The following is a 25,877-nucleotide window of genomic DNA, read 5'->3' as shown; positions in this document are numbered from 1 at the left end:
ATGCAAAGAGCCTCGCATCACGACCTTCGCGCACAATTTCGTGCGCTTCTTGCTTCGAATAGCTGCTATCACACGGCTTCCGTGTTCGATCCCATGGCCGCGCGGATTGCCGCTGACCTGGGTTTTGAAGTCGGCATTCTGGGTGGTTCTGTAGCTTCACTACAAGTTCTGGCCGCGCCGGATTTCGCCCTGATCACCCTTAGCGAATTTGTCGAGCAGGCCACGCGGATCGGCCGCGTCAGCCGCCTGCCGGTAATCGCCGATGCTGACCACGGCTATGGCAATGCGCTCAATGTGATGCGTACCGTAGTGGAGCTGGAGCGCGCAGGGATTGCTGCGCTGACCATCGAAGACACCCTGCTGCCCGCGCAGTTCGGCCGCAAGTCCACCGACCTGATCAGCATCGACGAAGGTGTCGGTAAGATTCGTGCGGCCTTGGAAGCACGGGTTGACCCTGACCTGGCGATCATCGCCCGCACCCATGCCGGTGTGCTGGATGTCAGCGAGGTGATTCGTCGTACCCAGGCTTATCAGGCGGCCGGTGCCGATGCCATCTGCCTGGTCGGTGTCGAGGATTTTGCTCACCTGGAACAGATCGCCGCCGCCCTGAATATCCCGCTGATGCTGGTCACCTACGGCAACCCCAAGCTGCGCGACAACGCGCGCCTGGCCAGCCTCGGCGTGCGCATCGTGGTCAACGGTCACGCTGCCTATTTCGCCGCGATCAAGGCCACCTACGACTGCCTGCGCGAACAGCGCGGCGTCGATGCCTGCGACCTTAGCGCCACCGAACTGACCCACACCTACACCCAGCCCGAGGACTATATCGTCTGGGCGCGTGAGTTTATGGAGGTCAAGGAGTAGGGCGACCGCGTGCGCTTGAGATTCGCCCGCAGACGGCGCATATCTAGAGGCATACACAGCGGAGGACAATTGCGATGGCCGGTGGTTGGGCGAATGACGGCGCGGTACAGGAGCAGATCGACAGCAGCATCGAGGACGCTATTCAGCGCGCCCGCAGCCAGCTGCCGCGCGGCGAAAGCCTGAGGCACTGTGAAGAGTGCGACGCGGCAATCCCCGAAGCCCGGCGCAAAGCCATCCCCGGCGTGCACCTGTGCGTGGCCTGCCAGACCGAGCACGACAAGGAGCAGGCCAAATTCAGCGGTTACAACCGCCGGGCTAGCAAGGACAGTCAGCTGCGCTAGTCTTGATGGCGGGCCGCACCGGCCGGCGAATGATCGTAGGGCGGGTGCAACCCGCCAAGATGCGATATCGCAACAAGGATGTTGTCATGCCCGATTACCGACGCGCCGCCGTTCCTGGTGGCACCTATTTCTTTACGCTCGTCACTGAGCGGCGCCGGCCGATTCTTACCCGTCCCGATATCCGCCAGGCTTTACGCGAGTCGATCGAGACGGTTCGCCTGACCCAGCCCTTTGCCATCGATGCCTGGGTATTGTTGCCCGATCACTTGCATGCCATCTGGCGCCTGCCGCCTGGAGATGCGGATTTTTCCAATCGCTGGCGGCTGATCAAGCGACACGTCACTCATGCCTGTCGCGACTACAACCGCATCGACCTGATGAGCGAGCGACGCCAGGCAAAAGGCCATGGCACGCTCTGGCAGCAACGATTCTGGGAACACCTGATTCGTGACGAGCAAGACTATGCCCGGCACTTCGATTACTTGCATGGCAATCCACTGAAACATGGGTTGGTTTCACGTGTACAGGATTGGCCCTTGTCATCGTTTCATCGCTGGGTGAGGCAGGGCGTCTATCCCAACGATTGGGGCGGGGACACAAGCGTCAATGATCTGGGGGCCGGAGAATGAATTGGCGGGTTGCACCCGCCCTACAGGTTTGTGCAGGCGGGGCAATCACCTATCCCGTAGGGCGGGTGAAACCCGCCATTGTCGTCTCAGTCGGGGATGTCAGAACAGGAAATAACGCTGCGCCATCGGCAGCACATCCGCCGGCTCGCACCAGAGCAACTGGCCATCGGCCTTGACCTGATAGTTCTGCGCGTCCACTTCGATATTCGGTAGGTAGTCGTTGTGGATCAGGTCGGTTTTCTGCACCTCGCGGCAGCCTTTGACTACGCCGATCTTCTTCTTCAGCCCCAGTTGTTCGGGTACGCCGGCCTCGAACGCCGCTTGGCTGATAAAGGTGATGCTGGTGGCGTGGCGGCTGCCGTCGTAGCTGGCGAACATCGGCCGGTAGTGCACCGGCTGTGGCGTCGGGATCGAGGCATTGGCGTCGCCCATTAGGCTGGCGGCAATCGCCCCGCCTTTGAGAATCAGCGTCGGTTTAACGCCGAAAAACGCCGGCCGCCAGAGCACCAGGTCGGCCCATTTGCCCACTTCGATCGAGCCCACCTCATGGCTGATGCCGTGGGTGATCGCCGGGTTGATGGTGTATTTGGCGATATAACGTTTGACCCGGAAGTTGCTGTTGCCGGGGCCGTCGCCTTCCAGCGGGCCGCGCTGTTTGTGCATCTTGTCGGCGGTCTGCCAGGTGCGGGTGATCACTTCGCCAACGCGGCCCATAGCCTGGCTGTCGGAGCTGATCATGCTGAAGGCGCCGAGGTCATGCAGGATATCTTCGGCGGCAATGGTCTCGCGGCGAATACGGCTTTCGGCGAAGGCCACGTCTTCGGCGATGCTTGGGTCGAGGTGGTGGCAGACCATAAGCATGTCCAGGTGTTCGTCGATGGTATTGCGGGTAAACGGGCGAGTCGGGTTGGTCGAACTCGGCAGCACATTGGGGAAGCCACAGGCCTTGATGATATCCGGCGCATGGCCACCGCCGGCACCCTCGGTGTGGTAGGTGTGAATGGTGCGGCCCTTGAACGCGGCCAGGGTGGTTTCGACAAAGCCGGACTCGTTGAGGGTGTCGGTATGGATCGCCACCTGCACATCAAACTGGTCGGCCACGCTCAGGCAGTTGTCGATGGCCGCCGGGGTGGTGCCCCAGTCTTCATGCAGCTTGAGACCGATGGCGCCGGCCTTGACCTGTTCGATCAACGGCTCCGGCAAGGAGGCGTTGCCCTTGCCGGTAAAGCCCAGGTTCATCGGGAAGGCGTCGGCGGCTTGGAGCATGCGCGCCATGTGCCAGGGCCCGGAGGTGCAGGTGGTGGCGTTGGTGCCGGTGGCCGGCCCGGTGCCGCCGCCGATCATGGTGGTGACGCCACTCATCAACGCCTCTTCGATCTGCTGCGGGCAGATAAAGTGGATATGCGTGTCGATGCCACCGGCGGTGAGGATCATGCCCTCGCCGGCGATCACCTCGGTACCCGCGCCGATGGCGATGGTTACGTCGGGCTGGATGTCCGGGTTGCCGGCCTTGCCGATGGCTGCAATACGCCCGTCCTTCAAGCCGACGTCGGCCTTGACGATGCCCCAGTGATCGATGATCAGCGCATTGGTGATCAGCGTATCGACCACGTCCGCCGCACACAGCTGGCCCTGGCCCATGCCGTCGCGGATCACCTTGCCGCCGCCGAATTTCACTTCTTCGCCGTAGGTGGTGAAATCCTGCTCCACTTCGATCCACAGCTCGGTATCGGCCAGGCGCACCTTGTCGCCGACGGTGGGGCCGAACATATCGGCATAGGCTTGGCGGGAGATTTTCATCAATCAAAGTCCTGAACAGTACGTTCGGTTTAGTGCTGTGGGTGGGGATTTAGCCGCGATACCGCAGGTGTCGCGGCTAAAGCCCCTCCCACAGGCCCTGATAAGTGCCCTTAATCCAGCTCGCCCATCACCCGCCCGGCAAAGCCGAATACGCGGCGATGGCCGGCCAGGTCGACCAGTTCGACTTCGCGGCTCTGCCCTGGCTCGAAGCGCACCGCAGTACCGGCCGGGATATTCAGGCGCATACCGCGCGCGGCAGCGCGGTCGAAGGTCAAGGCGTCATTGGTTTCAAAGAAGTGGTAGTGCGAGCCGACCTGTATCGGCCGGTCGCCGCTATTGGCCACGGTTACGCGCAGGGTACGGCGGCCGGCGTTGAGTTCGATCTCGCCGTCCTGGATCTGGTATTCGCCGGGAATCATGGCTGTGGCCTCGACAAGGTTTTGTAGTAGATGGCGTTTGCTCGGTACTGCCCGTCAGGGCCGCAGGCGTAGTCAGGCAGGCCACCGATGCAGGCGTAGCCAAGTGCCTGGTAAAAGGCTTCGGCGTCGCTGCCGGCTTCGGTGTCCAGGTACAGCAAGCCGCGTTGCAGCTCGGCCGCTTCGCCTTCCAGGCGCTGCATCAGGCTGTTGGCGATGCCACGGCGGCGGGCGTTGCTGTGTACCAGGAGTTTCTGCACTTCGGCGCGGTTGAGGCCGTTAGGCTTCTGGCAGAGCACCAGTTGCACGCTGCCCAGCACCTGGCCCTGCTCACTGGCCAGCCAGAGCAGGTGAGTGCCCTCGCGTATGCCGGCCAGGACCTGCTCGAAATAGAGGTTGGCCGTGTCAGCATCGAGATCGGCGAGAAATCCCACCGAGGCGCCATGTGCCACGGAGTCGAGCAGCAGGGACAGCAAGCCTTGGCGATAAGACTCAAAGTTTGCCGCGTCGAGGCGCTCGATGCTCAGCATCAGGGCGCCCTCCTTTCGGGGCTAAGTATCAGTTGCATAAAGGTGAGGTCCAGCCAGCGGCCGAACTTGCGGCCGACTTGGGGCATTTGCCCGGTGATGCTGAAACCGAAACGCTGGTGCAGGCCGATCGAGGCGAGGTTGCCGCTCTCGATGGCGGCGACCATCACGTGTTTGCCGCCGGCCTTGCCGCGTTCGATCAGTGCGCCGAGCAGCAGCACGCCGAGGCCACGGCCGCGCTGGTCGGCGCGCACGTACAGGGAGTTTTCCACGGTGTTGCAGAAGCCGTCGAAGGGCCGCCAATCGCCGTAGGCGGCGTAGCCGAGCACGCTATCCTCGGCGTCTACCGCGACCAATACTGGGTAGCCTTGCTGGCGGCGTGCGGCCAACCAGGCCTGGCGGTTGGCCAGGTCAACGACGTCGTCCATCCAGATCGCCGTGGTGTTGAGCACGGCGTCATTGAAGATGGCGCGGATGGCTTCCAGGTCGTCGTCGCGGGCGTCGCGAATTGAAATGCTCATGGCGTCAGGCGATCGGCTGATGGACGGTGACCAGCTTGGTGCCATCCGGGAAGGTGGCCTCGACCTGGATTTCCGGGATCATTTCCGGGATGCCTTCCATCACCTGATCGCGGCTCAGCAGGGTGGTGCCGAAGTGCATCAGCTCGGCCACGGTCTGGCCGTCACGGGCGCCTTCCAGCAGGGCGGCGGAGATGTAGGCCATGGCTTCCGGGTAGTTGAGTTTTACCCCACGGGCCAGGCGCCGCTCGGCGACCAGGCCGGCGGTGAAGATCAGCAGTTTGTCTTTTTCTCTCGGGGTCAGGTCCATCAGGTGCTCCAGATACGTGGGGGCACGGCGGTGCGGCCGAGCAGGGCCGGGCGCAGCAGGTGCCAGAGTTCGATCAGCCAGGCGCGGGCGTGCAGGGTCTCGCTGGCCAGGCAGCGGGCCACCAGCAGGCCGGGTAATTGGGTCAGGTCACCGCGAACCGGTGTGCTCAGGTTGCGGCAGTGCTCCAGCAGGTCGCTGTCGATTTCACCGCTGATCAGCAGGGTGGCGAACACCGGTTTGCCAGCCAGGCCGATGGGCGAGTCGAGCAGGCCATCGCCACCCACGACGCGCTGACGTTCGTGCCAGAGCAGCTGGCCGTCGCGGCGGATATTCAGCTGCGCTTGAAAGTGACCGGCGTCGAAGCGTTCACCACTGGCCGGGCGGCCGAGGGCGACGATGTCCCAGTAGAGCAGCTTGGCATCGCCGAGCAGCTCGATATCGGTGGTCAGTTCAGCCTGGGCGGCGGCGTAGACGATGGTTTCCTGCGGCAGCCATTCCAGGGTGGCACCGGCTTCCACGCGCAGTTTCAGGCTCTGGTAAGCCGGGCCGGCAGCGCGGTACCACTTGGCCGCGCCGGGACTGGTCAACTGTGCCCACGCACCGCTGCCAACGCTGGCCGAGATATCCAGGCGATCACCGCCGGCGATGCCTCCTGGAGGGTGCACGATGATGTGCTGACACACCTCGGGCCCTTCGGCATACAGGTGCTTCTGCACCCGCAGCGGGCCTTTATGCCGGCGCAGTGTCGGCCGCGTGCAATCGCCATCGCGTCCATAACCCAGCTCCAGCTCGGCGTGCCAACTGGGGGTAAATACCGCGGCCGGTGCGTTCACGCCGCTACCCCGGCACGGCGTTGCCGCCAGGCCTGAGCTGCGGAGTAAACGCTCAGTAGGATCAGCCCCAGGCTGACCGCCAGCCACCATTGCAGGTGCATGCCGTAGTAGGGCGGTGCATGCAGCGCACCTTGCAGCCAGAACAGCGCCAGGCCGATGGCCAGCAGGCAGGCACACAGCGCGCGGCCCCAGGAACGGCAATAGGAACGCGGACGCAGCACCGCCAGCAGCACGCTGCATTCGGCCAGGACGATGGCGCAGAAAATCAGCACCGGCTTGAGCGGATAGACCGCTTCGCTGCCAACCGGCATTGCGCGCAGCATCCAGTAATCCGGCAGGCTGCCGGCCCAGATCAGCAGTGCCATACCGACCAGTGCGGTAAGCGGGAGAAGAAGCGTGCGCAGGGGTGGCATCGAGGCCTCGAGTCCATGAGCGAAAGCCTGATTATGCGCAAAGTGCAGTGCCAGCGTCGCCATTCAGATTGCGACCAGTCCGCGCACGCCATCCGCTTCCATGGTCTCGCCACGGCCCTGTTGGACGATTTCTCCACGGCTCATTACCAGGTACTGATCGGCCAGTTCGGCGGCAAAGTCATAAAACTGCTCGACCAGCAGGATGGCCATATCGCCACGTTCGGCGAGCTTCTTGATCACCACGCCGATTTCCTTGATCACCGAGGGCTGGATGCCTTCGGTGGGTTCATCGAGGATCAGCAGGCGCGGCTTGCTGGCCAGCGCGCGGCCGATGGCCAGCTGTTGCTGCTGGCCGCCGGAGAGGTCGCCGCCGCGGCGTTGCTTCATCTCGCGCAGCACCGGGAATAGCTCGTAGATAAACTCCGGCACCACCTTGGCTTCGCTGCCAGGGAAGCGTGACAGGCCCATCAGCAGGTTTTCTTCCACCGTCAGGCGGCCGAAAATTTCCCGGCCCTGGGGCACATAGGCGATGCCTGCATGCACGCGTTGGTGCGGCTTGAATGCGGTGATCGGCTGGCCTTCCCAGTTGACTGCGCCTTGCTTGGCCGGGATCAGGCCCATCAGGCATTTCAGCAGGGTGGTTTTGCCCACGCCGTTGCGGCCGAGCAGGCAGGTGACCTCGCCGACCTTCACGTCGAACGACAGGCCTCGGAGGATATGGCTGCCGCCGTAGTACTGATGCAGTTGCTCAACTTGCAGCATGTCTTGCTCCCTTGATCGTTCCCACGCTCTGCGTGGGGATGCAGTTGGCGACGCTCTGCGTCGCAGGGACGCGGAGCGTCCCGGGAGGGGTTCCCACGCAGACGGTGCGACGCCTCGACGTGGGAACCATAATCCGCGGTATTTACCGGCCCAGATAAACCTCAATTACCCGCTCATCGTTCTGCACCTGCTCCAGCGAGCCTTCGGCCAGCACGCTGCCCTGGTGCAGCACGGTGACGTGGTCGGCGATGGAGCCGACAAAGCCCATGTCGTGCTCGACCACCATCAGCGAGTGCTTGCGCGCGAGCGACTTGAACAGCTCGGCGGTGAACTCGGTTTCGGCGTCGGTCATGCCCGCCACCGGTTCATCCAGCAGCAACAGTTGTGGGTCCTGCACCAGCAGCATGCCGATCTCGAGGAACTGCTTCTGCCCGTGGGACAACAGCCCGGCCGGGCGATTGCGCGAGGTGTCGAGTTTGATGGTGTGCAGCACTTCATCGATGCGGTCTTTCTGCTCGCCGCTGAGTTTGGCGCGCAGGCTGGCCCATACCGACTTGTTGGTTTTCTGCGCCAGTTCGAGGTTCTCGAACACGCTCAGCGCCTCGAATACTGTCGGTTTCTGGAACTTGCGACCGATACCGGATTGGGCGATTTCCACTTCGCTCATCTGCGTCAGGTCGAGGGTTTCGCCGAAGTAGGCGACGCCGTTGTCCGGGCGGGTCTTGCCTGTGATCACGTCCATCATGGTGGTCTTGCCGGCGCCGTTGGGGCCGATGATGCAGCGCAGTTCGCCGACGCCGATATACAGGGTCAGGTTGGTCAGCGCCTTGAAGCCATCGAAGCTGACGTTGATGTCTTCCAACGTCAGGATGGTGCCATGACGAACGTTCAGGCCCTTGCTCGCCAGGGTGCTGGCACCAATCGCATCGCGACTGCTGCCGGCAGGGTCAAAGGCGGGTTCGAGCATAAATTCGGGAACTGGAGTGGCACGCATCATTGCTCTCCTTTCTTGCGTAACAAGCCGATCACGCCTTTCGGTAAGAACAGGGTTACGACAATGAAAAGGAAGCCCAGGGCGAACAGCCAATACTCGGGGAAGGCCACGGTAAACCAGCTCTTCATGCCGTTGACCAAACCGGCGCCAAGCAGTGGACCGATCAGCGTGCCACGCCCGCCTAAGGCGACCCAGACGGCGGCTTCGATGGAGTTGGTGGGCGACATTTCGCTTGGGTTGATGATGCCTACTTGCGGCACATACAAAGCACCAGCCAGGCCGCACAGCACGGCGCTGAGCACCCAGATAAACAGCTTGTAGCCACGCGGGTCGTAGCCGCAGAACATCAGGCGGTTTTCCGCGTCACGTAGTGCGGTGAGTACTCGGCCGAACTTACTGCGTGCCAGCGTCCAGCCCAGGTACAGGCTGGCAACCAGCAGCGCCACGGTGGCGAGGAACAGCACCGCGCGGGTGTGCGCCGAGGTGATGTCGAAGCCGAGAATGGTCTTGAAGTTGGTAAAGCCGTTGTTGCCGCCAAAGCCGGTCTCGTTTCGAAAGAACAGCAGCATGCCGGCAAAGGTCAGCGCCTGGGTCATGATCGAGAAATACACGCCCTTGATCCGCGAGCGAAAGGCGAAAAAGCCGAACACCAGGGCCAGCAAACCCGGGGCCAGCACCACCAGGCACAGCGCCCAGAGGAAGTTGCTGGTGCCGTACCAGTACCAGGGCAGCTCGGTCCAGGCCAGGAAGCTCATAAATGCCGGCAGGCCGTCGCCGGCCGCTTCGCGCATCAGGTACATACCCATGGCGTAACCGCCGAGAGCGAAGAACAGGCCGTGGCCGAGCGACAGCAGGCCGGCGTAACCCCAGACCAGATCGAGCGCCAGGGCGACGATGCAGTAGCAGAGGATTTTGCCAACCAGGGTCAGGGTATAGGCCGAGACGTGCAGGGCGTTGTCCGCAGGCAGCAAGTGCAGCAGCGGCATGGCGATCAGCAGGGCCAGCACCAGCAGGCCGATGGCAATGGAGACTTGCGGGCCGAGCTTGGCGCTGGCACGCGCCAGCAGCGTTTGGTTGAGTGGCATAGTCATCAGTCGATCACCCGTCCTTTCAAAGCAAACAGACCTTGCGGGCGTTTCTGAATAAACAGAATGATCAGCGCGAGGATAAGGATCTTGCCGAGCACGGCACCGATCTGCGGTTCGAGAATCTTGTTGGCGATGCCCAGACCAAAGGCTGCCATCACGCTACCGGCCAGTTGACCGACGCCGCCGAGTACCACCACCAGGAAGGAGTCGATGATGTAGCTCTGCCCCAGGTCCGGGCCGACGTTGCCGATCTGGCTAAGCGCTACGCCGCCGAGGCCAGCGATCCCTGAGCCCAAACCGAACGCCATCATGTCCACCCGGCCGGTTGGCACACCGCAGCAGGCCGCCATGTTGCGGTTCTGCGTGACGGCACGAACGTTAAGGCCCAGGCGGGTCTTGTTCAGCAGCAGCCAGGTCAGCACCACCACAAACAGGGCGAAGCCGATGATCACGATGCGGTTGTATGGCAGCACCAGATTTGGCAGCACTTGAATGCCGCCAGACAGCCAGTAAGGGTTGGCCACTTCAACGTTCTGCGCGCCGAAGATCACCCGCACCAGTTGGATCAGAATCAGGCTGATGCCCCAGGTGGCCAGCAGGGTTTCCAGCGGACGACCGTAGAGGTGGCGAATCACCGTGCGTTCCAGCGCCATGCCGATAGCGGCGGTGACGAAGAACGCCACCGGCAGCGCCACCAGCGGATAAAGCGCCAGGGCTTCCGGGGCGAAACGCTGGAACATCACCTGCACCATATAGGTGGAGTAGGCGCCGAGCATCAGCATCTCGCCGTGGGCCATATTGATCACCCCGAGCAGGCCGAAGGTGATGGCCAGGCCCAGCGCCGCCAGCAGCAGAATCGAGCCGAGTGAAAGGCCACTAAACGCTTGGCCGAGCAGCTCGCCAATCAGCAGTTTACGTTTGACCTGGGCCAGGCTGGTTTCGGCAGCAGTGCGAACTGTCGGGTCACTTTCCACGGCTGGGTCGAGCAGGGTTTCCAGGCGGGTGCGGGCCAGCGGGTCGCCGGTTTCACCGAGCAGGCGCACGGCAGCCAGGCGCACGGAGATGTCATTGTCGACCAGTTGAAGGTTGGCCAGGGCCAACGTCAGTGCATCGCGCACGCCATCATCGGTTTCGCTGGCCACCTGGGCGTTAAGCAATTCTAACTGCGCCGGTTTGGCGCTCTTCTGCAGTTGTTGGGCGGCGGCCAGGCGCAGTGCCGGGTCTTCAGCCAATAACTGGTGGCTTGCCATGGCGGTGCTGATCAGCCCGCGTAGGCGATTGTTCAGGCGCAGTTTGCGCGGTGTTTCAGTGGGCACTGCATCGCCTTCGGCGGCCTGGTAGTTACCAGCTGTTTCGATAAAGGCGGTCTTTGTGCTGTCGGCGGCCACGCGGCCTTGTTGCAGGGCTTCGAGCAGCGGCAGGCGCGCGGCATCCGGCGCGGCGGCCCAGCGTTCCAGCAGGCTGGCCTGCTTGGCCGGGTTGGCGGCGACAAAGTCCTGTGCGTCACCTGCGTGCGCGGCCATAGGCAGCAGCAACAGCAGGCTCAGCAGAATTCGGGTAAGGGCAATGGGCATGGGGCTTCCTTGGCGTAGCCCGGATGTAATCCGGGAGCGGTCTTCCCGGATTACATCCGGGCTACAGCGACCCTCTCCCCAATCCTCTGCCCCCTCTTCATGAAAGAAAAAGGGCGAGGGGCTGACCGCGTCATGCTGCAGATGCGTGGTCGTCAGCTCCCCTCTCCCGCGTGCGGGAGAGGGGTTGGGGGAGAGGGGCTTTTGCCTTAGTTCGACTTGACCGCGTAATCCGGCTTCTTGTCGTTGCCTTCGATGTACGGGCTCCACGGCTGGGCGCGGACTGGGCTGCTGGTTTCCCAGACCACGGAGAACTGACCGTCTTCCTGGATTTCACCGATCATCACCGGCTTGTGCAGGTGGTGGTTGGTCTTGTCCATGGTCAAGGTGTAGCCACTCGGCGCGGCGAAGGTTTGGCCGTAGAGCGCGGTGCGCACTTTGTCGACGTCGGTGGTGCCGGCTTTTTCCACAGCCTGGGCCCACATATGGATGCCGACGTAGGTGGCTTCCATCGGGTCGTTGGTTACGGCCTTGTCGGCGCCTGGCAGGTTCTTGGCTTTGGCGTAAGCCTTCCACTTGGCGACGAACTCGGTGTTGACCGGATTCTCCACGGACTGGAAGTAGTTCCATGCGGCCAGGTGGCCGACCAATGGCTTGGTGTCGATGCCGCGCAGTTCTTCTTCACCCACGGAGAAGGCCACCACCGGTACGTCGGTGGCTTCCAGGCCCTGGTTGGCCAGCTCTTTATAGAACGGCACGTTGGAGTCGCCGTTAACGGTGGAGATCACAGCAGTCTTGCCGCCAGCGGAGAACTTCTTGATGTTGGCAACGATGGTTTGATAGTCGCTATGGCCGAACGGGGTGTAGACCTCTTCGATGTCTTTTTCGGCCACACCTTTGCTGATCAGGAACGCGCGCAGGATCTTGTTGGTGGTGCGCGGGTAAACATAGTCAGTGCCAAGCAGGAAGTAGCGCTTGGCGGCGCCGCCGTCTTCGCTCATCAGGTACTCGACCGCTGGAATGGCCTGCTGGTTTGGCGCGGCGCCGGTGTAGAAGACGTTCGGCGACATTTCTTCGCCTTCGTACTGCACCGGGTAGAACAGCAGGCCGTTGAGTTCTTCATAGACCGGCAGTACGGATTTGCGCGACACCGAAGTCCAGCAGCCGAAAGTGACGTCGACCTTGTCCTGGGTCAGCAGCTGGCGACCGCGTTCGGCGAACAGCGGCCAGTTCGAGGCTGGGTCGACCACGACCGGTTCGAGTTGCTTGCCGAGTACGCCGCCCTTGGCGTTGATTTCGTCGATGGTCATCAACGCCATGTCTTTCAGCGAGGTTTCCGAGATGGCCATGGTGCCGGACAGCGAGTGGAGGATGCCGACCTTGATGGTCTCGGCGGCTTGCACGGTCCAGGTCATGCCCATGGCGGCGATGGACGCGGATAGGGTAAAGGCCTTGATCAGATTGCGACGTTGCATGGTGCGATCTCCATTCACGAACTTAAGTGTTTGAGCTGCTGGTTTTTAGTTGTTTGTCTGGCAGTTGAAACAGGGCCTGGCCCCGGGTCTTCACTTCAGGTCTTCACCTCTGGTGCCGGCATGGTGCGCTGACGCGCGCTATGCAGCATGTGCAGGGTGATCTTGCGCACTTCCGCCTTGCTGACCTCTATATGGGTCTTGAGCAATAGCTGTGCCTCTTCGCATCGGCGCGACAGAATCGCCGCGAGAATTTGTCCGTGTTCGTCGTAAGTGGCCGTCACGCGCGGGCCCTGGGTGAAGTCCAAGCGCCTGATAATGCGGATTTTCTCGCTCACCTCGGCGTGCAGGCGGGCCATCTCGCGGTTGCCGGTGGCTTCCACCAACAGGCAATGAAAACGCTCATCCAGGTGCGAAACCTCGCGACCGTCCTGCAAACGCTGCTCGGGTTGCACCAACCAGGTGCGCTTGAGTTGCTCCAGTGCGGCGGATTGCTCGTCTTGGGGGCGTTCACACAAACGCCGCACAGCTTCCATTTCGAGGACGATGCGCACCTCGTACAGCTCCTCGAAATGCGCAAAGTCGAACGGCTTGACCTGCCAGCCGCTGCGGAAATACACCTGCAGGTAATCCTCGCGCTGTAGCCGATACAGCGCCTGGCGCACCGGCGTACGGCTGACCGCCATGCGCTCGGCGATCTCACCCTCGGAGAAGCGATCACCGGGCAGCAGGCGGAACTCGAAGATGTCGTCCTTGAGCTGCTGGTAGATGCGCTCGGCGAGATTCTCCGGGCGCTCCTTGCCAGGTGCGGACGCGCTGACCAGTTGCATCTCAGGCCGCCTCGGTGGGGGCGAGCAACAGCAGCGCATCGCCAGGGGTAACCGCCTTGCCGGGGGTGCAGCGCACCGACTTGACCATGCCGGCGAACGGCGCGGTGACCGCCAGCTCCATCTTCATCGCCTCAACCACCAGCAGCGGCGTACCGGCTTCCACCTGCTGGCCGGGCTCGACCAGCACCTTCCACACGCTGCCGCTCATCTCGGCGTTGACCATATGGCCGTCGTTGTCGCCATCCTCATCCGGGCTGCTGATCAGTGCGGCGACCTCGCTGGGGTCATCGTCGCGCCACAGTTGTACTTCGGCGTCGAAGGCAGCCTTCTGCTGGTTCTGGAAGGCTTGAATGCTGCCTGCGTTGGCGGCGAGGAAGCGCTGGTACTCGGCAAAGTCGAACTCGCTGTGCTCGATGCGCACCTGCGCACGGCCTTCGCGGAAGGCTTCGCGGAACTCATCCAGCTCGGCCTCGCTGACCGGGTAGAACTTCACCTGATCGAAGAACTGCAGCAGCCACGGCTGACCATTCTCGAACTGCGGGTTCTTCACGTACTTGTTCCAGATCGGCAGGGTGCGGCCGACCAGTTGATAGCCGCCGGGCGAGTCCATGCCGTAGATGCACATGTACATGCCGCCGATGCCCACGGTGCCTTCGGCGGTGTAGGTGCGCGCCGGGTTGTACTTGGAGCTGAGCAGGCGGTGGCGCGGGTCCAGCGGCACGGCGCAGGGCGCGTCGAGGTAGACGTCGCCGAGGCCGAGGATCAGGTAGCTGGCATCAAACAGGATGTCTTTGACCTCATCGCGGCTGGCCAGGCCATTGGCGCGCTGGATAAAGTCGACGTTGTTCGGCAGCCAGGGCGCCTCGCTGCGCACGGTTTCCCGGTAGCGCTGCACGGCGGCGAGGGTGGCGCTGTCTTCGAAGGCCATGGGCAGGTGGACGATGCGCGTCGGCACCTTGAGGGTGGCCACGTCGCCAAGCTGTGCTTCCAGGCGCAGCAGGTGTTCAAGCAGCGCGCGCTGGTGCAGCACTCGGCTGTCGTAGCGCAGCTGCAGTGAGCGCACGCCGGGGGCGAGTTCTTCCAGGCCAGCCAACGGCTCGGCCTTGAGTGCCTCCATCAGCAGGTGCACGCGCAGACGCAGGGCCAGGTCGAGCACGTTGTCGCCGTACTCCAGCAGGATGTAGGCATCCCCTGCCTGGCGGTAGACCACATGCGGACGCTTGGCCGTGGCTGGCAGTTCGGCCAATACCGTGGCGGAAACAGTGTTCGATGGCAGCAAGGATGGCGCCGGCAGGCTGACCGCGCTGATCGCCGCCAGTGCGGCGATGCTGCCCAGCTGCGCTTGCTCCAGGCTCTGCGCCTGTTGAAAGCTGATGGGGTGAAAACGCAGTGTATCGCCGGGTTTGACCTGGCCGATCTTCCACAGCTCGGCCTTGGCGATGGTCACCGGGCAGACGAAACCACCGAGGCTGGGGCCGTCCTTGGTCAGGATTACCGGGAAGTCACCGGTGAAGTTGATCGCGCCAATGGCGTATTCGCAGTCGTGCACGTTGGACGGGTGCAGGCCGGCTTCGCCACCGTCGGCGCGCGCCCAGCTTGGCTTCGGGCCACTGAGACGCACGCCGAGGCGGTTGGAGTTGTAGTGCACCTGCCATTCGGCGGCGAAGAACTCTTCGATGGACTGCGCGGTGAAGAAATCCGGTGCGCCGTGCGGGCCATAGAGCACGCCGATATTCCAGATGCTGCCGTAGTTGGGAATCAGGCTGGCATCCAGCGCCTGCGGCGCGCTGATCGGCGCTGGGGTGGTGCAGGCGGCAAGCTCGGGTTGCGAGATGGCCAGCATATCCGCCGGGCGCAGGGTGCGGCCGGCATGCCCACCAAACTGGCCAAGGGCAAAGGTCGAGCGGCTGCCCAGGTACAGCGGTACGTCCAGGCCATTGCGTACGGCCAGGTAAGTGCGGCAACCGCTGCTGGCGCGGCCGAGCTTGAGCGTTTGCCCGGCGCTGACGCGGATCGGCGCCCAGTAGGCAACCGCTTCGCCGTCCAGCTCGGCTGGGCAGTCTGCGCCGGTCAGGGCGATCAATGCGTCACTGTGAAAGCGCAGGGTTGGGCCTTGCAGGGTGAATTCCAGGGCGGCGGCATCGTTATGGTTGCCGACAATCCGGTTGGCCAGGCGGAAGGCCAGGTCATCCATCGGCCCGGAGGGCGGCACGCCGACATCCCAGTAGCCGAGGCGGCCGGGGTAGTCCTGCACGCTGGAGTAGGTGCCGGGCTCCAGCACCTCAATCACGCTGGCCTTGAATTGGAAGCTGTCGAGCAGACGCGTCCACACCGCGCCGGCATGAAAGCGCGGCTCGGCCACCACCTGGCGCAGGTAGTCGAGGTTGCTGGCGATGCCATGCAGGCGGGTTTCGCCCAGGGCCTTCTGCAGCTTGGCGATGGCCTCCGCGCGGGTGTCGGCATGCACGATCAGCTTGGCGATCATTGGGTCGTAAAAGGCCGAGACCTCGCTGCCGGTGCTGACCCAGCCATCCAGGCGCACATCCGCCGGGAAGTGCACATCGGTAAGCACGCCGGGGCTGGGCTGGAAGTTCTTCAGTGGGTCTTCGGCGTAGATCCGTACCTCGATGGCGGCGCCTTGCGGGGCGCGATTCAGCGCGGTCCAGTCCAGGCTATCGGCGGCAGCCACGCGCAGCATGCATTCGATCAGATCAAGGCCGGTGACCAGCTCGGTAACCGGGTGCTCGACCTGCAGGCGGGTATTCACCTCAAGGAAGTAAAAGGCATCGCGGGCGCCGTCGTAGATAAATTCCACGGTGCCGGCGCTGCGGTAGTTGACCGACTCGCCCAGCTGCACGGCGGCGGCATGCAGCCTTTCGCGGGTGGCTTGCGGCAGGTTGGGCGCCGGGGTTTCCTCGACCACTTTCTGGTTGCGCCGCTGCAGCGAGCAGTCGCGCTCTCCGAGGGCGGCGACGCGGCCTGCGCCGTCGCCGAAAATCTGCACTTCGATATGCCGCGCCTGGTCAACAAAGCATTCGAGAAACACCCCGGCATCGCTGAAGAACTGCTCGCCCATGCGCTTGACGCTGTCGTAGGCGGCGCTCAGGGCCGCTGCATCGTCGCAACGGGTCAGGCCGATGCCGCCACCGCCTGCGGTGGTCTTGAGCATCACCGGGTAGCCGATGCGTGCGGCAGATTCCAGCGCCTGTTCCAGGCTGTCGAGCAGACCGGTGCCGGGGGCCATGGGCACGCCGGCTGCACCTGCCAGCTCACGGGCGCGGTGCTTGAGGCCGAACTCGCGGATCTGCTCGCCGGTCGGGCCGACAAAGGCGATGCCCACGGCCTCGCAGGCATCGGCGAACTCAGCGCTTTCCGAGAGAAAGCCGTAACCGGGGTAGATCGCCTGGGCGCCGGTTTCCTTGGCAGCGGCAAGAATCTTGTCGATCCGCAGGTAGCTGTCGGCCGGCTTGTCACCGCCCAGGGCGATGGCGATATCGGCATCGCGCACATGCTGGGCATTGCGGTCGGCGTCGGAGTAGACGGCGACGCTCTTCACCCCAAGACGCTTGAGGGTGCGCATGGCGCGGACGGCGATCTCGCCACGGTTTGCAATCAGTACGGTATGAAACATTGCCTGCCTCCTGGCTGGCCTGCACAAATGATGTGGCAGGCACTGATCGGGTTCCCTCTCCCCTCGGGGAGAGGGCTAGGGAGAGGGGGTTATGTGCACCACCCTCTCCCCCAGCCCCTCTCCCGCAAGCGGGTGAGGGGAGTTATTCACTTGCGGGTTTCAGCGATAAAGGCCCGCCAGCCGCCAAAGCTGGTGATATCGCGGGCGCCATCCAGGGCGTAGGGCTCGCAGATAAAGCCTTTGACCCAGCGACCATCGGCCAGCTGCAGGTTGCCGATACCCAGTGGCGTGGGGATTTCTGCGACAAACTCACCAAAGCGCGCCTGGGGGATATCCCACAGCTCGACGATGATTGCCGCGCCGTCCTCGCTCACCCGCGCCAGCCCGGGTTTGGGCGGCACGGTGCCGGGCAGGGCATACAGGCGATAGGTGGCGGCGCTGGTGGTTTGCTCCACCAGCACGGCGTCGCGGCTGGTCAGCTGGAAGTTCAGCGGCATGCCCGTCAGGTGTGCGCCGACCACGGCGACGCGCACGCTGCCGGGTGCTGGCGTGCTGCTCGGCGCCTGCTCGGGCAATGCTTTACCCGTGGCGCCCAGCGGTAGCTTGAGCGCTTGCTGCCAGCGCTGACCGAAGGCGGCCAGCGCCTGGTCATGCCAGGCTGGGGCGATCAGGGTGATGCCGGCCGGCAAACCGTCGCCACGCAAACCCGCCGGTACGGCCAGCGCGGCGAGGTCGGCGAGGTTGGTGAAGTTGGTGTAGGTGCCGAACTGGCTGTTGAACAGCACGGGTTCTGCGTCCATCTCAGCGAGGCTGCGAAGGGTCGGCGAGGTCGGTACGACTAGAGCATCGAAGCCGGCCAGGATGTCGTTGATCTTCCGGCTCAGCTCGGCGCGGATATATTCAGCCTTGTAGGCATCGCAGGCGCTGTACTTGTGACCGTTGTCGACGATGCCGCGCACCACTGGGTTGATATGGTCGGGATTAACGCCTTCCACTGCCACCGTGCGCTCGGCAACCCAGCTGCCGTAATAGAGCTGCGCGGCCAGTTGCTGGAAGGGCGCAAAGTCGATTTCCACCAGCTGCACATCCAGCTCGCGCAGTTTACCCAGGGCCTGCTCAAACACCGCCTGGTTTTGCGTATCGCCAAAGAACTCGGGGTTGCTCGGCACCGCCAGACGCGGCTTGGCCGGCATACCGACCTTAGCGCTATTAGGGTTCTTGCGGCTGTAGGGATCGGCTGCGTCATAGCCGCCGGCGATCTGCGCCACGCTCAGGGCATCGCTTACGGTCAGGGCAAATACCGAAATGCAATCGAGGGTCTTACAGGCTGGCACCAGGCCGCTGTTGGACAGCCAGCCCTTGCTCGGCTTGAGCCCGACAATATTGTTGAAGCCAGCCGGCACGCGGCCGGAGCCGGCGGTGTCGGTGCCCAGCGCGAAGGGCACCAGGCCGCGCGCGACCACACTGGCCGAGCCGGAGCTGGAACCGCCGCTGACGTAATCCGGGTTAAAGCTGTTGCACACCGCACCGTGGGGTGAGCGGGTGCCGACCAGGCCGGTGGCGAACTGGTCGAGGTTGGTCTTGCCGATCAGGATGGCGCCAGCCGCACGCAGCTTGGCCACCACCGTGGCGTCGGCTGCCGCGCTGTAGGCGAATTCGGGGCAGGCGGCTGTGGTGAGCCAGCCGGCGGCGTCGATATTGTCCTTGATGGCAAAGGGCACGCCGTACAGCGGCAGCTTGCTTAGCTCGCCGTTGGCCGCGTCGAGCAGTGCTGACAAAGCATCGAGTTGGCTGTTGAGCTGGGCTTCGCTGGCCAGAGCAATCCAGGCGTTATCTGCGCTGCTCAGTGCCAGGCGCAGGCTATGCAGCAGCTCGGCGGGCGATTGGCCGTCGCGGTAGGTCTGTTGCCAGTCGGCGAGGGTGAAGGCGATAGGGGTGTTGGACATGCTCTGAAATTCCATCTTGTATCCAAGTGATGGGATGCCTACAGCAATGTCGGTGCCAGTTCTATTAAGTGCTTTATTTTCAAATGGTTAGATGAATTTTGCGGGCGCTTCGAGGATTTTTGCACGCCATCGTGCACCGCAGCAGGGCTGCGCTGCATGCGGATGGTGCAAGGTTATGGGTATTACACGGGAGGGGCGTAGCCCGGATGGAATCCGGGAGCAGTCGTGCAAGCCGGAGCGGCCCCCGGATTTCATCCGGGCTACGCAGTTGCATCTAGCGAACTACGGGTCAGAGGGCGAGGTAGTTCTTTACCCCTGTAAAGATGATCTGCGCGGCCAGAGCGCAGACAAACAGGCCCATCAGACGGCTGACGATCTGCAGGCCTTGATCGCCAAGCAGGCGCTCGAACTGGTTGGACATATACAGCACCACGCCCACCGTCAGGCTGGCCAGGGCGATGCCCAGCACGGCCACGGCCTTGTCGCCCCAGTCCGGCTGGCTGGCGCCCATCAGCAGCAGCGCACCGATGGTGCCGGGGCCGACGGTGAGCGGAATGGTCAGCGGCACGATGGTCACGTCCTGCTGCACGTTGTCGCTCTGCACCGCCGACTTGCCCTGGGCCATGCCGAGGGCCGAGATAAACAGCACGCTGCCCGCACCGATGCGGAAGGCGTCGATGGTGATGCCGAACAGGGTGAAGATGTGTTTGCCGAACAGGTAAAGCAGCACGCTGGCGATCAGCACGCCGAGGGCGACTTTCCAGGCCAGGCGCTTGCGCTCCTTGACGGTGTAGCCACGGCTCAGGCCGATAAAGCACGACAGCACGAAGAACGGGCTATAAAGCACCAGCAGTTTCAAATACAGGCTGAACAGCGCGGACGCCATGGAAAGGACTCGTCTCGATAAAGAAGGGTGGCAGGGTAAGAGTGTAGCGGTTGCCGGGCAATCCCGGCCGTCTCCTCAGGAAGGCAGGGCGTCGCGTTGGCGGCGGATTTCCCGTTCGGCGACCCAGTGTTCGATCAGCTCACGCAGTTGCGACATTTCCACTGGCTTGGACATATGCCCGTCCATGCCAACCTGGCGCGCACGCTCTTTGTGTTCATTGAGGATATGTGCGGTGAGCGCCACCACCGGGGTGCGTGCGCGCTGTTCGGCGGCTTCCCAGGCGCGCAGCTGCTCGGTGGCGGAGAAACCGTCGAGCACGGGCATTTCGCAGTCCATCAGCACCAGATCGTACTGCTGGGCTTTCATCGCACTGAGGGCCTCTTCTCCATTGCTGGCAGTGTCGGGCTGCAGGTTGAGCTTGCCGAGCATGCCGCGGATCACCTTGGTGGAGATGGTGTTGTCCTCGGCCACCAGAATGCGGAAGTCGCCGGGCACGTTCAGCGGCGTGCTCTGCGGCGCCGGGCTGAACATAGGCGAGTCGCCTTTGCCGCGCTGCGCCAGCTCATCGGCCAGGGTAGTTTTCAGGGTGTAACCGGCTACCGGCTTGGCCAGGATGCGTTTGATCCCGGCGTTGCGCGCAATGATCTTGCTCGGCGCATTGCTGATGCCGGTGAGCATGATCACCAGAATGTCGTGATTAAGGTTGGCGTCTTCCTTGATCCGCGCGGCCAGCTGCATGCCGGTCATGCCGGGCATGTCCTGATCCAGCAGTACCGCGTCGAAATACTCGTGCAGATGCGCCTTGGTGCGCAGCAGGGCCATGGCTTCCTTGCCCGACGGCACGGCGCTGACGTGCATGCCCCAGGCGCTGCATTGCTGCACCAGGACCTTGCGGCAGGTGTCGTTATCGTCCACCACCAGCAGGCGTGCACCTTGTAACGAGGCGTCGAGGTCGGCGGTGGGCTGTTCCAGGCGCGTGGCGTCCAGCGGCAGGGTCAGCCACAGGGTGGAACCCTGGCTGCCACCGCTCTGGATGCCGAATTCGCCTTCCATCAGGCGTACCAGCTGGCGGGCGATGATCAGGCCGAGGCGGCCGCCGAGTTTGGTGGCGGCGAGGAAGTCTTTACTGTGCAATTCAGCATTTAGCAGCGCATCGCGTTCGCTGGCGTCCAGCGGTTTGCCGCTATCCTGCACGGCAATGCGCAGGCGCGGTTGCTCGGTGTTGGTGTCGAGTGCGACTACCAGGAGGATTTCGCCTTCGTCGGTCTGTTTGAAGGCGTTGTCCAGCAGGCTCAGCAAGGTCTGGCGCAGGCGTGTGGGGTCACCGCTGATCACCCGAGGCACTTGCGGCTGCATAAAGCTGATCAGCTCGACCTTCTGTTGCTCGGCTTTGGCGCGGAAGATATCCAGGCAGTCTTCGATCAGCGCATTGAGGTCGAATTGCACGTCATCCAGCTCGATCTGCCCGGATTCGAGCTTGGAGATATCGAGGATTTCGTTGATCAGGGTAAGCAGCTCATTGCCCGAGCTGTGGATGGTCTGCACGTAGTCGCGCTGTTTGGCGGACAGCGGGGTGCCGAGCAGCAGTTCGGTCATGCCCAGCACGCCGTTCATCGGGGTGCGGATTTCATGGCTGATCTTGGCGAGAAATTCCGCCTTGGCCTTGAGTTCGGCGGAGCTGGCGGCGAGGGCGCGGCTGGTGCTGAAGTGGTCCTGCATGATGCGTCGCTGTCGCTCGCTCAGCGCCATGCTGAGGATAAAACCGCTGACCGCAGTGACGGCGAGCAGGCCGTAGGCCATCCACTCGCTCTGCACCGCCCAGTAGCCGAAGAGGATCGGCAGGGCACAGATAAAGGCTGCGCAGAACAGCAGCACGGCCAGGCTGAACAGCCGCGCCGGTTGGTAGCCATGCCGCCAATGGCTCAGCGCCACCAGCAGAATGCTCAGGCCGGCGACGGCGTTAAGCAAATAGACCAACTGATTGAACTGCAGATTGGTCGCCACCAGCAGGGCCACGCAGACCAGGCTGATCACCACCACTTCACCGGTGAGCAGATGGTTCAGTGGTGTGCTCGGGCAGACCTTGTGGAAGAAGCTGGCGGTAAAACACAGGGCGCAGAGCGCGGCCAGCAGCATCGCCAGGTTGGCGATCTGCGGCTGCAGGCTTTGCCATTCGCTAAGCCAGGGCGTGCTGATCCCCAGCAGGCTGACCACCGCGATCAGCTGGCAGACCTGGGTGGCCGCCAGCCACAGGCCACTGACGGCGCGGGTGTAGGCAAAGCGCACGAGGTTATAGGCCACCAGCATGCCAAGGCAGCCGAGCAGCAGGCCGAACAGCAGCGGGCGGTCGTCATCGGCGACCATCGCCTGCGCGCTTTGCAGGGTAATGCTGGGGCGCAGCGAATGTTCCGAGGCCAGGCGCAGGTAGATATCCAGCGGCTGTTCAGCTTTGGGCAGCGGCAGCAGGAAATCACGGCTGGCCAGCGGCCGGCTGGAAAACGGCAGGTTGCTGCCGGTATGCGCCTGCTCGATCAGCGTGTCGCCTTGCAGCACATACAGATCGAGATAGGCCAGGTAGGGGGCAAACACCCGCAGCATCTGCGCATCGGTGTTGGCTGGCATGCGGTGATGCAGCCATAGCGCGCTGTTGCCGCCGGGGGTGTAGAGCTGGGTGAGATCGGTGGAACGGAACTGCGCCTGGCGTTCGGGGCTGCTTACATCATTGAATTGCAGCGCGGCGCTTGGGTCGGTGAGACTGGACCAGGATGCCTGCGCCCCTGCCTGAGCCGACGCTGCAGTGAGCGCCATCAGCAGCGTGCTGAGTAGCAGGTAGGTGGCAATCCTCAGCCGGCGCACAGTGAAGTCCCTTCAGAAATAAGTGGTCGGATTATAGCCAAGCTGTTCGCGAGGGAAATATGACAAAGGTGGCCAATTGGCCACCTTTGTCGTTAATTACCTTCACTTTTCCCCGCGTTCGCGGGCAATGGCGCGGTAACCGATATCGTTGCGGTAAAAACTACCGTTCCAGCGGATCTTCTCGGCCAGGCGATAAGCCTGCTGCTGGGCTTCCTCAACGGTGCGACCGATAGCAGTAGCGCAGAGTACGCGGCCGCCAGCGGTGACGATCTGACCGTCCTTCAGCGCAGTGCCGGCATGGAATACTTTACCTTCCAGCTGTGCGGCAGCATCCAGACCCTCGATCACATCGCCCTTGGCGTAATCGGCAGGGTAACCACCAGCGGCGATCACCACGCCGACCGTCGGGCGCGGGTCCCAGGTGGCTTCGACCTTGTCCAGCGCCTTGGCCAGTGCGGCTTCGACCAGCAGCACCAGGGAAGATTCCAGGCGGCACATGATCGGCTGGGTTTCCGGGTCGCCGAAGCGGCAATTGAACTCGATGACCTTGGGCTTGCCGGCCTTGTCGATCATCAGCCCGGCGTAAAGGAAGCCGGTGTAGACGTTGCCTTCGCTGGCCATGCCGCGCACGGTCGGGTAGATCACTTCGTCCATCACCCGCTGATGCACCTCGGCGGTGACCACCGGAGCTGGCGAGTAAGCGCCCATGCCGCCGGTGTTGGGGCCGGTATCGGCGTCGCCAACGCGCTTATGGTCCTGACTGGTGGCCATCGGCAGCACGTTCTCACCGTCGACCATGACGATGAACGAAGCCTCTTCGCCATCCAGAAACTCTTCAATGACCACACGCGAACCGGCGTCACCGAACGCGTTGCCAGCGAGCATATCGCGCACGGCGTCTTCGGCTTCCTGCAGGGTCATGGCGACGATCACACCTTTACCGGCGGCCAGGCCATCGGCCTTGATCACGATCGGTGCACCGACTTTTTGCAGGTAGGCCAGGGCTGGCTCGACTTCGGTGAAGTTCTGGTAATCGGCCGTTGGGATGTTCTGGCGTGCCAGGAAATCCTTGGTAAAAGCCTTGGAGCCTTCCAGCTGCGCGGCGGCAGCGGTGGGGCCGAAGATATCCAGCTTGCGCGAGCGGAATAGGTCAACCACGCCTTTTACCAGCGGCGCTTCCGGGCCGACGATGGTCAGCTGCACGTTCTTCTCGGCAAAATCAGCCAGCTGCTCGATGGCCAGCACGTCGATGGCGACGTTCTCGCACTTGGGCTCGACGGCGGTGCCGGCGTTACCGGGGGCGACGAAGACTTTGTTGACGCGCTTATCTTGCGCGACTTTCCAGGCCAGGGCGTGTTCGCGACCGCCGCTGCCAATGATCAATACGTTCATATTTGTCTCCTTGTGGAGGCGGGCCGGAGGCCCGGTTGGTGGATAAGCAAAGCGTTATCCACCCTACGAAATCGGTGCGAGGTAGGGTGGATGGCCGCAGCCATCCACCACGCCATCAATGACGGAAATGGCGCATACCGGTAAACACCATGGCGATGCCCGCTTCGTCTGCCGCCGCGATAACTTCCGCATCGCGCATCGAACCACCCGGCTGAATCACGGCGGTGATGCCGTTGGCAGCCGCGTTGTCCAGGCCGTCGCGGAACGGGAAGAAGGCGTCGCTGGCCATTACCGAACCGGCGACCTGCAGGCCGGCGTGTTCGGCCTTGATCGCGGCAATACGCGCGGAGTTCACACGGCTCATCTGGCCGGCGCCGACGCCGATGGTCTGGCGGCCCTTGGCATAGACGATGGCGTTGGATTTAACGAACTTGGCCACTTTCCAGGCGAAGATCAGGTCGTGGATTTCCTGCTCGCTCGGGGCGCGCTGGGTGACGATCTTCAGGTCTTCTGCCTTGATCATGCCGATATCGCGGCTCTGCACCAGCAGGCCACCGTTGACGCGCTTGAAGTCCCAGCCAGCGCTACGCTCGGCCGGCCATTCGCCGCACTCGAGCAGGCGCACGTTGGCCTTGGCGGCGACTACGGCGCGGGCTTCGGCGCTGATTTTCGGGGCGATAATTACTTCGACGAACTGACGCTCGACGATGGCCTGGGCGGTGGCGCCATCCAGCTCACGGTTGAAGGCGATGATGCCGCCGAAGGCCGACTCGGTGTCAGTAGCGTAGGCCAGCTCATAGGCCTGGCGGATGCCGCCTTCGCTGTCCAGGGCCACGGCCACGCCGCACGGGTTGGCATGCTTGACGATGACGCAGGCCGGTTTGACGAAACTCTTCACGCATTCCAGCGCGGCGTCGGTGTCGGCCACGTTGTTGAACGACAGCTCTTTGCCTTGCAGCTGGATGGCGCTGGCGACGCTGGCCTCGCCTTTCTGCGCTTCTACGTAGAACGCCGCGCTCTGGTGCGGGTTCTCGCCGTAGCGCATTTCCTGGGCCTTGATGAACTGGCTGTTGAAGGTGCGCGGGAAGGCGCCGCGTTCTTCAGTGGAGAGAGTGTCGCGGCTCTGGTCGATGGTGCCCAGGTAGTTGGCGATCATGCCGTCGTAGGCAGCGGTGTGCTCGAACGCTTTCAGGGCCAGGTCGAAGCGCTGGGCGTAGCTCAGGCCACCGGCTTTCAGCGATTCAAGGATGCCCGCGTAGTCGCCAGCGTTGACCACGATGGCCACGTCTTTGTGGTTCTTCGCCGCAGAACGGACCATGGTCGGGCCGCCGATGTCGATGTTCTCGATGGCGTCGGCCAGGTCACAACCTGGCTTGGCTACGGTGGCGGCGAAGGGGTAGAGGTTGACTGCGACCAGGTCGATTGGCTTGATGCCGTGCTCGTCCATTACCGCGCCGTCGATGGCGCGACGGCCGAGGATGCCACCGTGGATCTTCGGGTGCAGGGTCTTGACGCGACCGTCCATCATTTCAGGGAAGCCGGTGTAGTCGGCCACTTCCACAGCAGCGATGCCGTTGTCCTTGAGCAGCTTGTAAGTGCCGCCGGTGGAGAGGATTTCCACATTCAGGGCGACGAGCTCGCGGGCAAACTCAAGGATGCCGGTCTTGTCGGAAACACTGATCAAGGCGCGGCGAACGGGGAGGCGGGTGGTCTGGTCGGTCATTTCAGAATCCATCAGAGCAGAAGTATTGGCAAAGGCGTTATCAGCAAAAAAGGCGGCTCATGTGGGCCGCCCTTT

The 25,877-nt window shown here is 63.1% G+C and carries 22 protein-coding genes; 3 read left to right on the top strand and 19 right to left on the bottom strand.

Features of this window, described 5'->3' with window-relative positions; translation table 11 throughout:
* From Q8O69_RS06105 to Q8O69_RS06095, 3 genes are all read left to right on the top strand, one after another.
* A complete protein-coding gene (locus Q8O69_RS06105; RefSeq protein ID WP_275960577.1) occupies positions 1-864 on the top strand; it encodes an oxaloacetate decarboxylase in 864 nt (287 codons plus the stop codon).
* 74 nt (positions 865-938) lie between these two features.
* The gene (locus tag Q8O69_RS06100) at positions 939-1,205 is read left to right on the top strand and encodes a DksA/TraR family C4-type zinc finger protein (protein WP_305590438.1); all 267 of its coding nucleotides are present in this window, start codon (positions 939-941) and stop codon (positions 1,203-1,205) included.
* 86 nt (positions 1,206-1,291) lie between these two features.
* Entirely contained in the window at positions 1,292-1,834 is a 543-nt protein-coding gene (locus Q8O69_RS06095; protein ID WP_305590436.1) for a transposase, read from the top strand.
* Between the two features lie 99 nt (positions 1,835-1,933).
* Here the strand turns inward: Q8O69_RS06095 and ureC are convergent, their stop codons facing one another.
* The 19 genes from ureC to purH form a co-directional block, all read right to left on the bottom strand.
* Entirely contained in the window at positions 1,934-3,634 is a 1,701-nt protein-coding gene (gene ureC, locus Q8O69_RS06090; protein ID WP_305590434.1) for an urease subunit alpha, read from the bottom strand.
* A gap of 110 nt (positions 3,635-3,744) precedes the next feature.
* Complete coding sequence (locus Q8O69_RS06085; protein ID WP_305590432.1) at positions 3,745-4,053, bottom strand: urease subunit beta; 309 nt, start codon at positions 4,051-4,053, stop codon at positions 3,745-3,747.
* On the bottom strand, positions 4,050-4,580 hold the full coding sequence (locus Q8O69_RS06080) for a GNAT family N-acetyltransferase (RefSeq protein ID WP_305590430.1): 531 nt from the start codon (positions 4,578-4,580) through the stop codon (positions 4,050-4,052). Before Q8O69_RS06080 ends, Q8O69_RS06085 begins: the two co-directional genes overlap by 4 nt.
* A complete protein-coding gene (locus tag Q8O69_RS06075; protein ID WP_305590428.1) occupies positions 4,580-5,098 on the bottom strand; it encodes a GNAT family N-acetyltransferase in 519 nt (172 codons plus the stop codon). The genes Q8O69_RS06080 and Q8O69_RS06075 overlap by 1 nt, the downstream gene beginning before the upstream one ends.
* A gap of 4 nt (positions 5,099-5,102) precedes the next feature.
* On the bottom strand, positions 5,103-5,405 hold the full coding sequence (gene ureA / locus Q8O69_RS06070; protein WP_269379893.1) for an urease subunit gamma: 303 nt from the start codon (positions 5,403-5,405) through the stop codon (positions 5,103-5,105).
* A complete protein-coding gene (locus Q8O69_RS06065; protein ID WP_305590423.1) occupies positions 5,405-6,238 on the bottom strand; it encodes an urease accessory protein UreD in 834 nt (277 codons plus the stop codon). The genes ureA and Q8O69_RS06065 overlap by 1 nt, the downstream gene beginning before the upstream one ends.
* A complete protein-coding gene (locus tag Q8O69_RS06060; protein ID WP_305590421.1) occupies positions 6,235-6,651 on the bottom strand; it encodes a hypothetical protein in 417 nt (138 codons plus the stop codon). The genes Q8O69_RS06065 and Q8O69_RS06060 overlap by 4 nt, the downstream gene beginning before the upstream one ends.
* 63 nt (positions 6,652-6,714) lie before the next feature.
* Positions 6,715-7,413, bottom strand: a complete 699-nt coding sequence (gene urtE / locus Q8O69_RS06055; protein ID WP_305590419.1) for an urea ABC transporter ATP-binding subunit UrtE — start codon at positions 7,411-7,413, stop codon at positions 6,715-6,717.
* A 142-nt stretch (positions 7,414-7,555) separates the two neighbouring features.
* Complete coding sequence (urtD, locus tag Q8O69_RS06050) at positions 7,556-8,407, bottom strand: urea ABC transporter ATP-binding protein UrtD (RefSeq protein WP_305590418.1); 852 nt, start codon at positions 8,405-8,407, stop codon at positions 7,556-7,558.
* A complete protein-coding gene (urtC, locus tag Q8O69_RS06045; protein WP_305590416.1) occupies positions 8,407-9,498 on the bottom strand; it encodes an urea ABC transporter permease subunit UrtC in 1,092 nt (363 codons plus the stop codon). The genes urtD and urtC overlap by 1 nt, the downstream gene beginning before the upstream one ends.
* On the bottom strand, positions 9,498-11,069 hold the full coding sequence (urtB, locus tag Q8O69_RS06040) for an urea ABC transporter permease subunit UrtB (RefSeq protein WP_305590414.1): 1,572 nt from the start codon (positions 11,067-11,069) through the stop codon (positions 9,498-9,500). The genes urtC and urtB overlap by 1 nt, the downstream gene beginning before the upstream one ends.
* 206 nt (positions 11,070-11,275) lie before the next feature.
* Entirely contained in the window at positions 11,276-12,541 is a 1,266-nt protein-coding gene (gene urtA / locus Q8O69_RS06035) for an urea ABC transporter substrate-binding protein (RefSeq protein ID WP_305590412.1), read from the bottom strand.
* Positions 12,542-12,636: 95 nt separating this feature from the next.
* Complete coding sequence (locus Q8O69_RS06030; protein WP_305590410.1) at positions 12,637-13,368, bottom strand: GntR family transcriptional regulator; 732 nt, start codon at positions 13,366-13,368, stop codon at positions 12,637-12,639.
* A 1-nt stretch (position 13,369) separates the two neighbouring features.
* A complete protein-coding gene (gene uca, locus Q8O69_RS06025) occupies positions 13,370-16,999 on the bottom strand; it encodes an urea carboxylase (protein ID WP_305590408.1) in 3,630 nt (1,209 codons plus the stop codon).
* Between the two features lie 146 nt (positions 17,000-17,145).
* A complete protein-coding gene (gene atzF, locus Q8O69_RS06020) occupies positions 17,146-18,945 on the bottom strand; it encodes an allophanate hydrolase (protein ID WP_305590406.1) in 1,800 nt (599 codons plus the stop codon).
* A gap of 289 nt (positions 18,946-19,234) precedes the next feature.
* Positions 19,235-19,831, bottom strand: coding sequence for a MarC family protein (locus tag Q8O69_RS06015; RefSeq protein ID WP_090249576.1), 597 nt, complete (start codon positions 19,829-19,831; stop codon positions 19,235-19,237).
* Positions 19,832-19,906: 75 nt separating this feature from the next.
* Positions 19,907-22,687 (bottom strand): hybrid sensor histidine kinase/response regulator, encoded by a 2,781-nt coding sequence (locus tag Q8O69_RS06010; RefSeq protein ID WP_305590403.1) that lies wholly within the window; start codon positions 22,685-22,687, stop codon positions 19,907-19,909.
* Between the two features lie 102 nt (positions 22,688-22,789).
* Positions 22,790-24,079: a phosphoribosylamine--glycine ligase gene (gene purD, locus Q8O69_RS06005; RefSeq protein WP_305590401.1), complete on the bottom strand. Its 1,290-nt coding sequence runs from the start codon at positions 24,077-24,079 to the stop codon at positions 22,790-22,792.
* A 115-nt stretch (positions 24,080-24,194) separates the two neighbouring features.
* A complete protein-coding gene (purH, locus tag Q8O69_RS06000; RefSeq protein ID WP_305590399.1) occupies positions 24,195-25,802 on the bottom strand; it encodes a bifunctional phosphoribosylaminoimidazolecarboxamide formyltransferase/IMP cyclohydrolase in 1,608 nt (535 codons plus the stop codon).
* Between the last annotated feature and the right edge of the window lie 75 nt (positions 25,803-25,877).

The sequence above is a fragment of the Pseudomonas sp. genome (assembly GCF_030690725.1).
Lineage (GTDB): Bacteria > Pseudomonadota > Gammaproteobacteria > Pseudomonadales > Pseudomonadaceae > Aquipseudomonas.
The sequence above is the reverse complement of the archived record's forward strand: the minus strand, read 5'-3'. Positions and strand labels throughout refer to the sequence as shown.

Coding starts and splice junctions, on each gene's coding strand:
- Q8O69_RS06105 (WP_275960577.1), top strand. CDS start 1: ATGCAAAGAGCCTCGCATCACGACCTTCGCGCACAATTTCGTGCGCTT.
- Q8O69_RS06100 (WP_305590438.1), top strand. CDS start 939: ATGGCCGGTGGTTGGGCGAATGACGGCGCGGTACAGGAGCAGATCGAC.
- Q8O69_RS06095 (WP_305590436.1), top strand. CDS start 1,292: ATGCCCGATTACCGACGCGCCGCCGTTCCTGGTGGCACCTATTTCTTT.
- ureC (WP_305590434.1), bottom strand. CDS start 3,634: ATGAAAATCTCCCGCCAAGCCTATGCCGATATGTTCGGCCCCACCGTC.
- Q8O69_RS06085 (WP_305590432.1), bottom strand. CDS start 4,053: ATGATTCCCGGCGAATACCAGATCCAGGACGGCGAGATCGAACTCAAC.
- Q8O69_RS06080 (WP_305590430.1), bottom strand. CDS start 4,580: ATGCTGAGCATCGAGCGCCTCGACGCGGCAAACTTTGAGTCTTATCGC.
- Q8O69_RS06075 (WP_305590428.1), bottom strand. CDS start 5,098: ATGAGCATTTCAATTCGCGACGCCCGCGACGACGACCTGGAAGCCATC.
- ureA (WP_269379893.1), bottom strand. CDS start 5,405: ATGGACCTGACCCCGAGAGAAAAAGACAAACTGCTGATCTTCACCGCC.
- Q8O69_RS06060 (WP_305590421.1), bottom strand. CDS start 6,651: ATGCCACCCCTGCGCACGCTTCTTCTCCCGCTTACCGCACTGGTCGGT.
- urtE (WP_305590419.1), bottom strand. CDS start 7,413: ATGCTGCAAGTTGAGCAACTGCATCAGTACTACGGCGGCAGCCATATC.
- urtD (WP_305590418.1), bottom strand. CDS start 8,407: ATGCGTGCCACTCCAGTTCCCGAATTTATGCTCGAACCCGCCTTTGAC.
- urtC (WP_305590416.1), bottom strand. CDS start 9,498: ATGACTATGCCACTCAACCAAACGCTGCTGGCGCGTGCCAGCGCCAAG.
- urtB (WP_305590414.1), bottom strand. CDS start 11,069: ATGCCCATTGCCCTTACCCGAATTCTGCTGAGCCTGCTGTTGCTGCTG.
- urtA (WP_305590412.1), bottom strand. CDS start 12,541: ATGCAACGTCGCAATCTGATCAAGGCCTTTACCCTATCCGCGTCCATC.
- Q8O69_RS06030 (WP_305590410.1), bottom strand. CDS start 13,368: ATGCAACTGGTCAGCGCGTCCGCACCTGGCAAGGAGCGCCCGGAGAAT.
- uca (WP_305590408.1), bottom strand. CDS start 16,999: ATGTTTCATACCGTACTGATTGCAAACCGTGGCGAGATCGCCGTCCGC.
- atzF (WP_305590406.1), bottom strand. CDS start 18,945: ATGTCCAACACCCCTATCGCCTTCACCCTCGCCGACTGGCAACAGACC.
- Q8O69_RS06015 (WP_090249576.1), bottom strand. CDS start 19,831: ATGGCGTCCGCGCTGTTCAGCCTGTATTTGAAACTGCTGGTGCTTTAT.
- purD (WP_305590401.1), bottom strand. CDS start 24,079: ATGAACGTATTGATCATTGGCAGCGGCGGTCGCGAACACGCCCTGGCC.
- purH (WP_305590399.1), bottom strand. CDS start 25,802: ATGACCGACCAGACCACCCGCCTCCCCGTTCGCCGCGCCTTGATCAGT.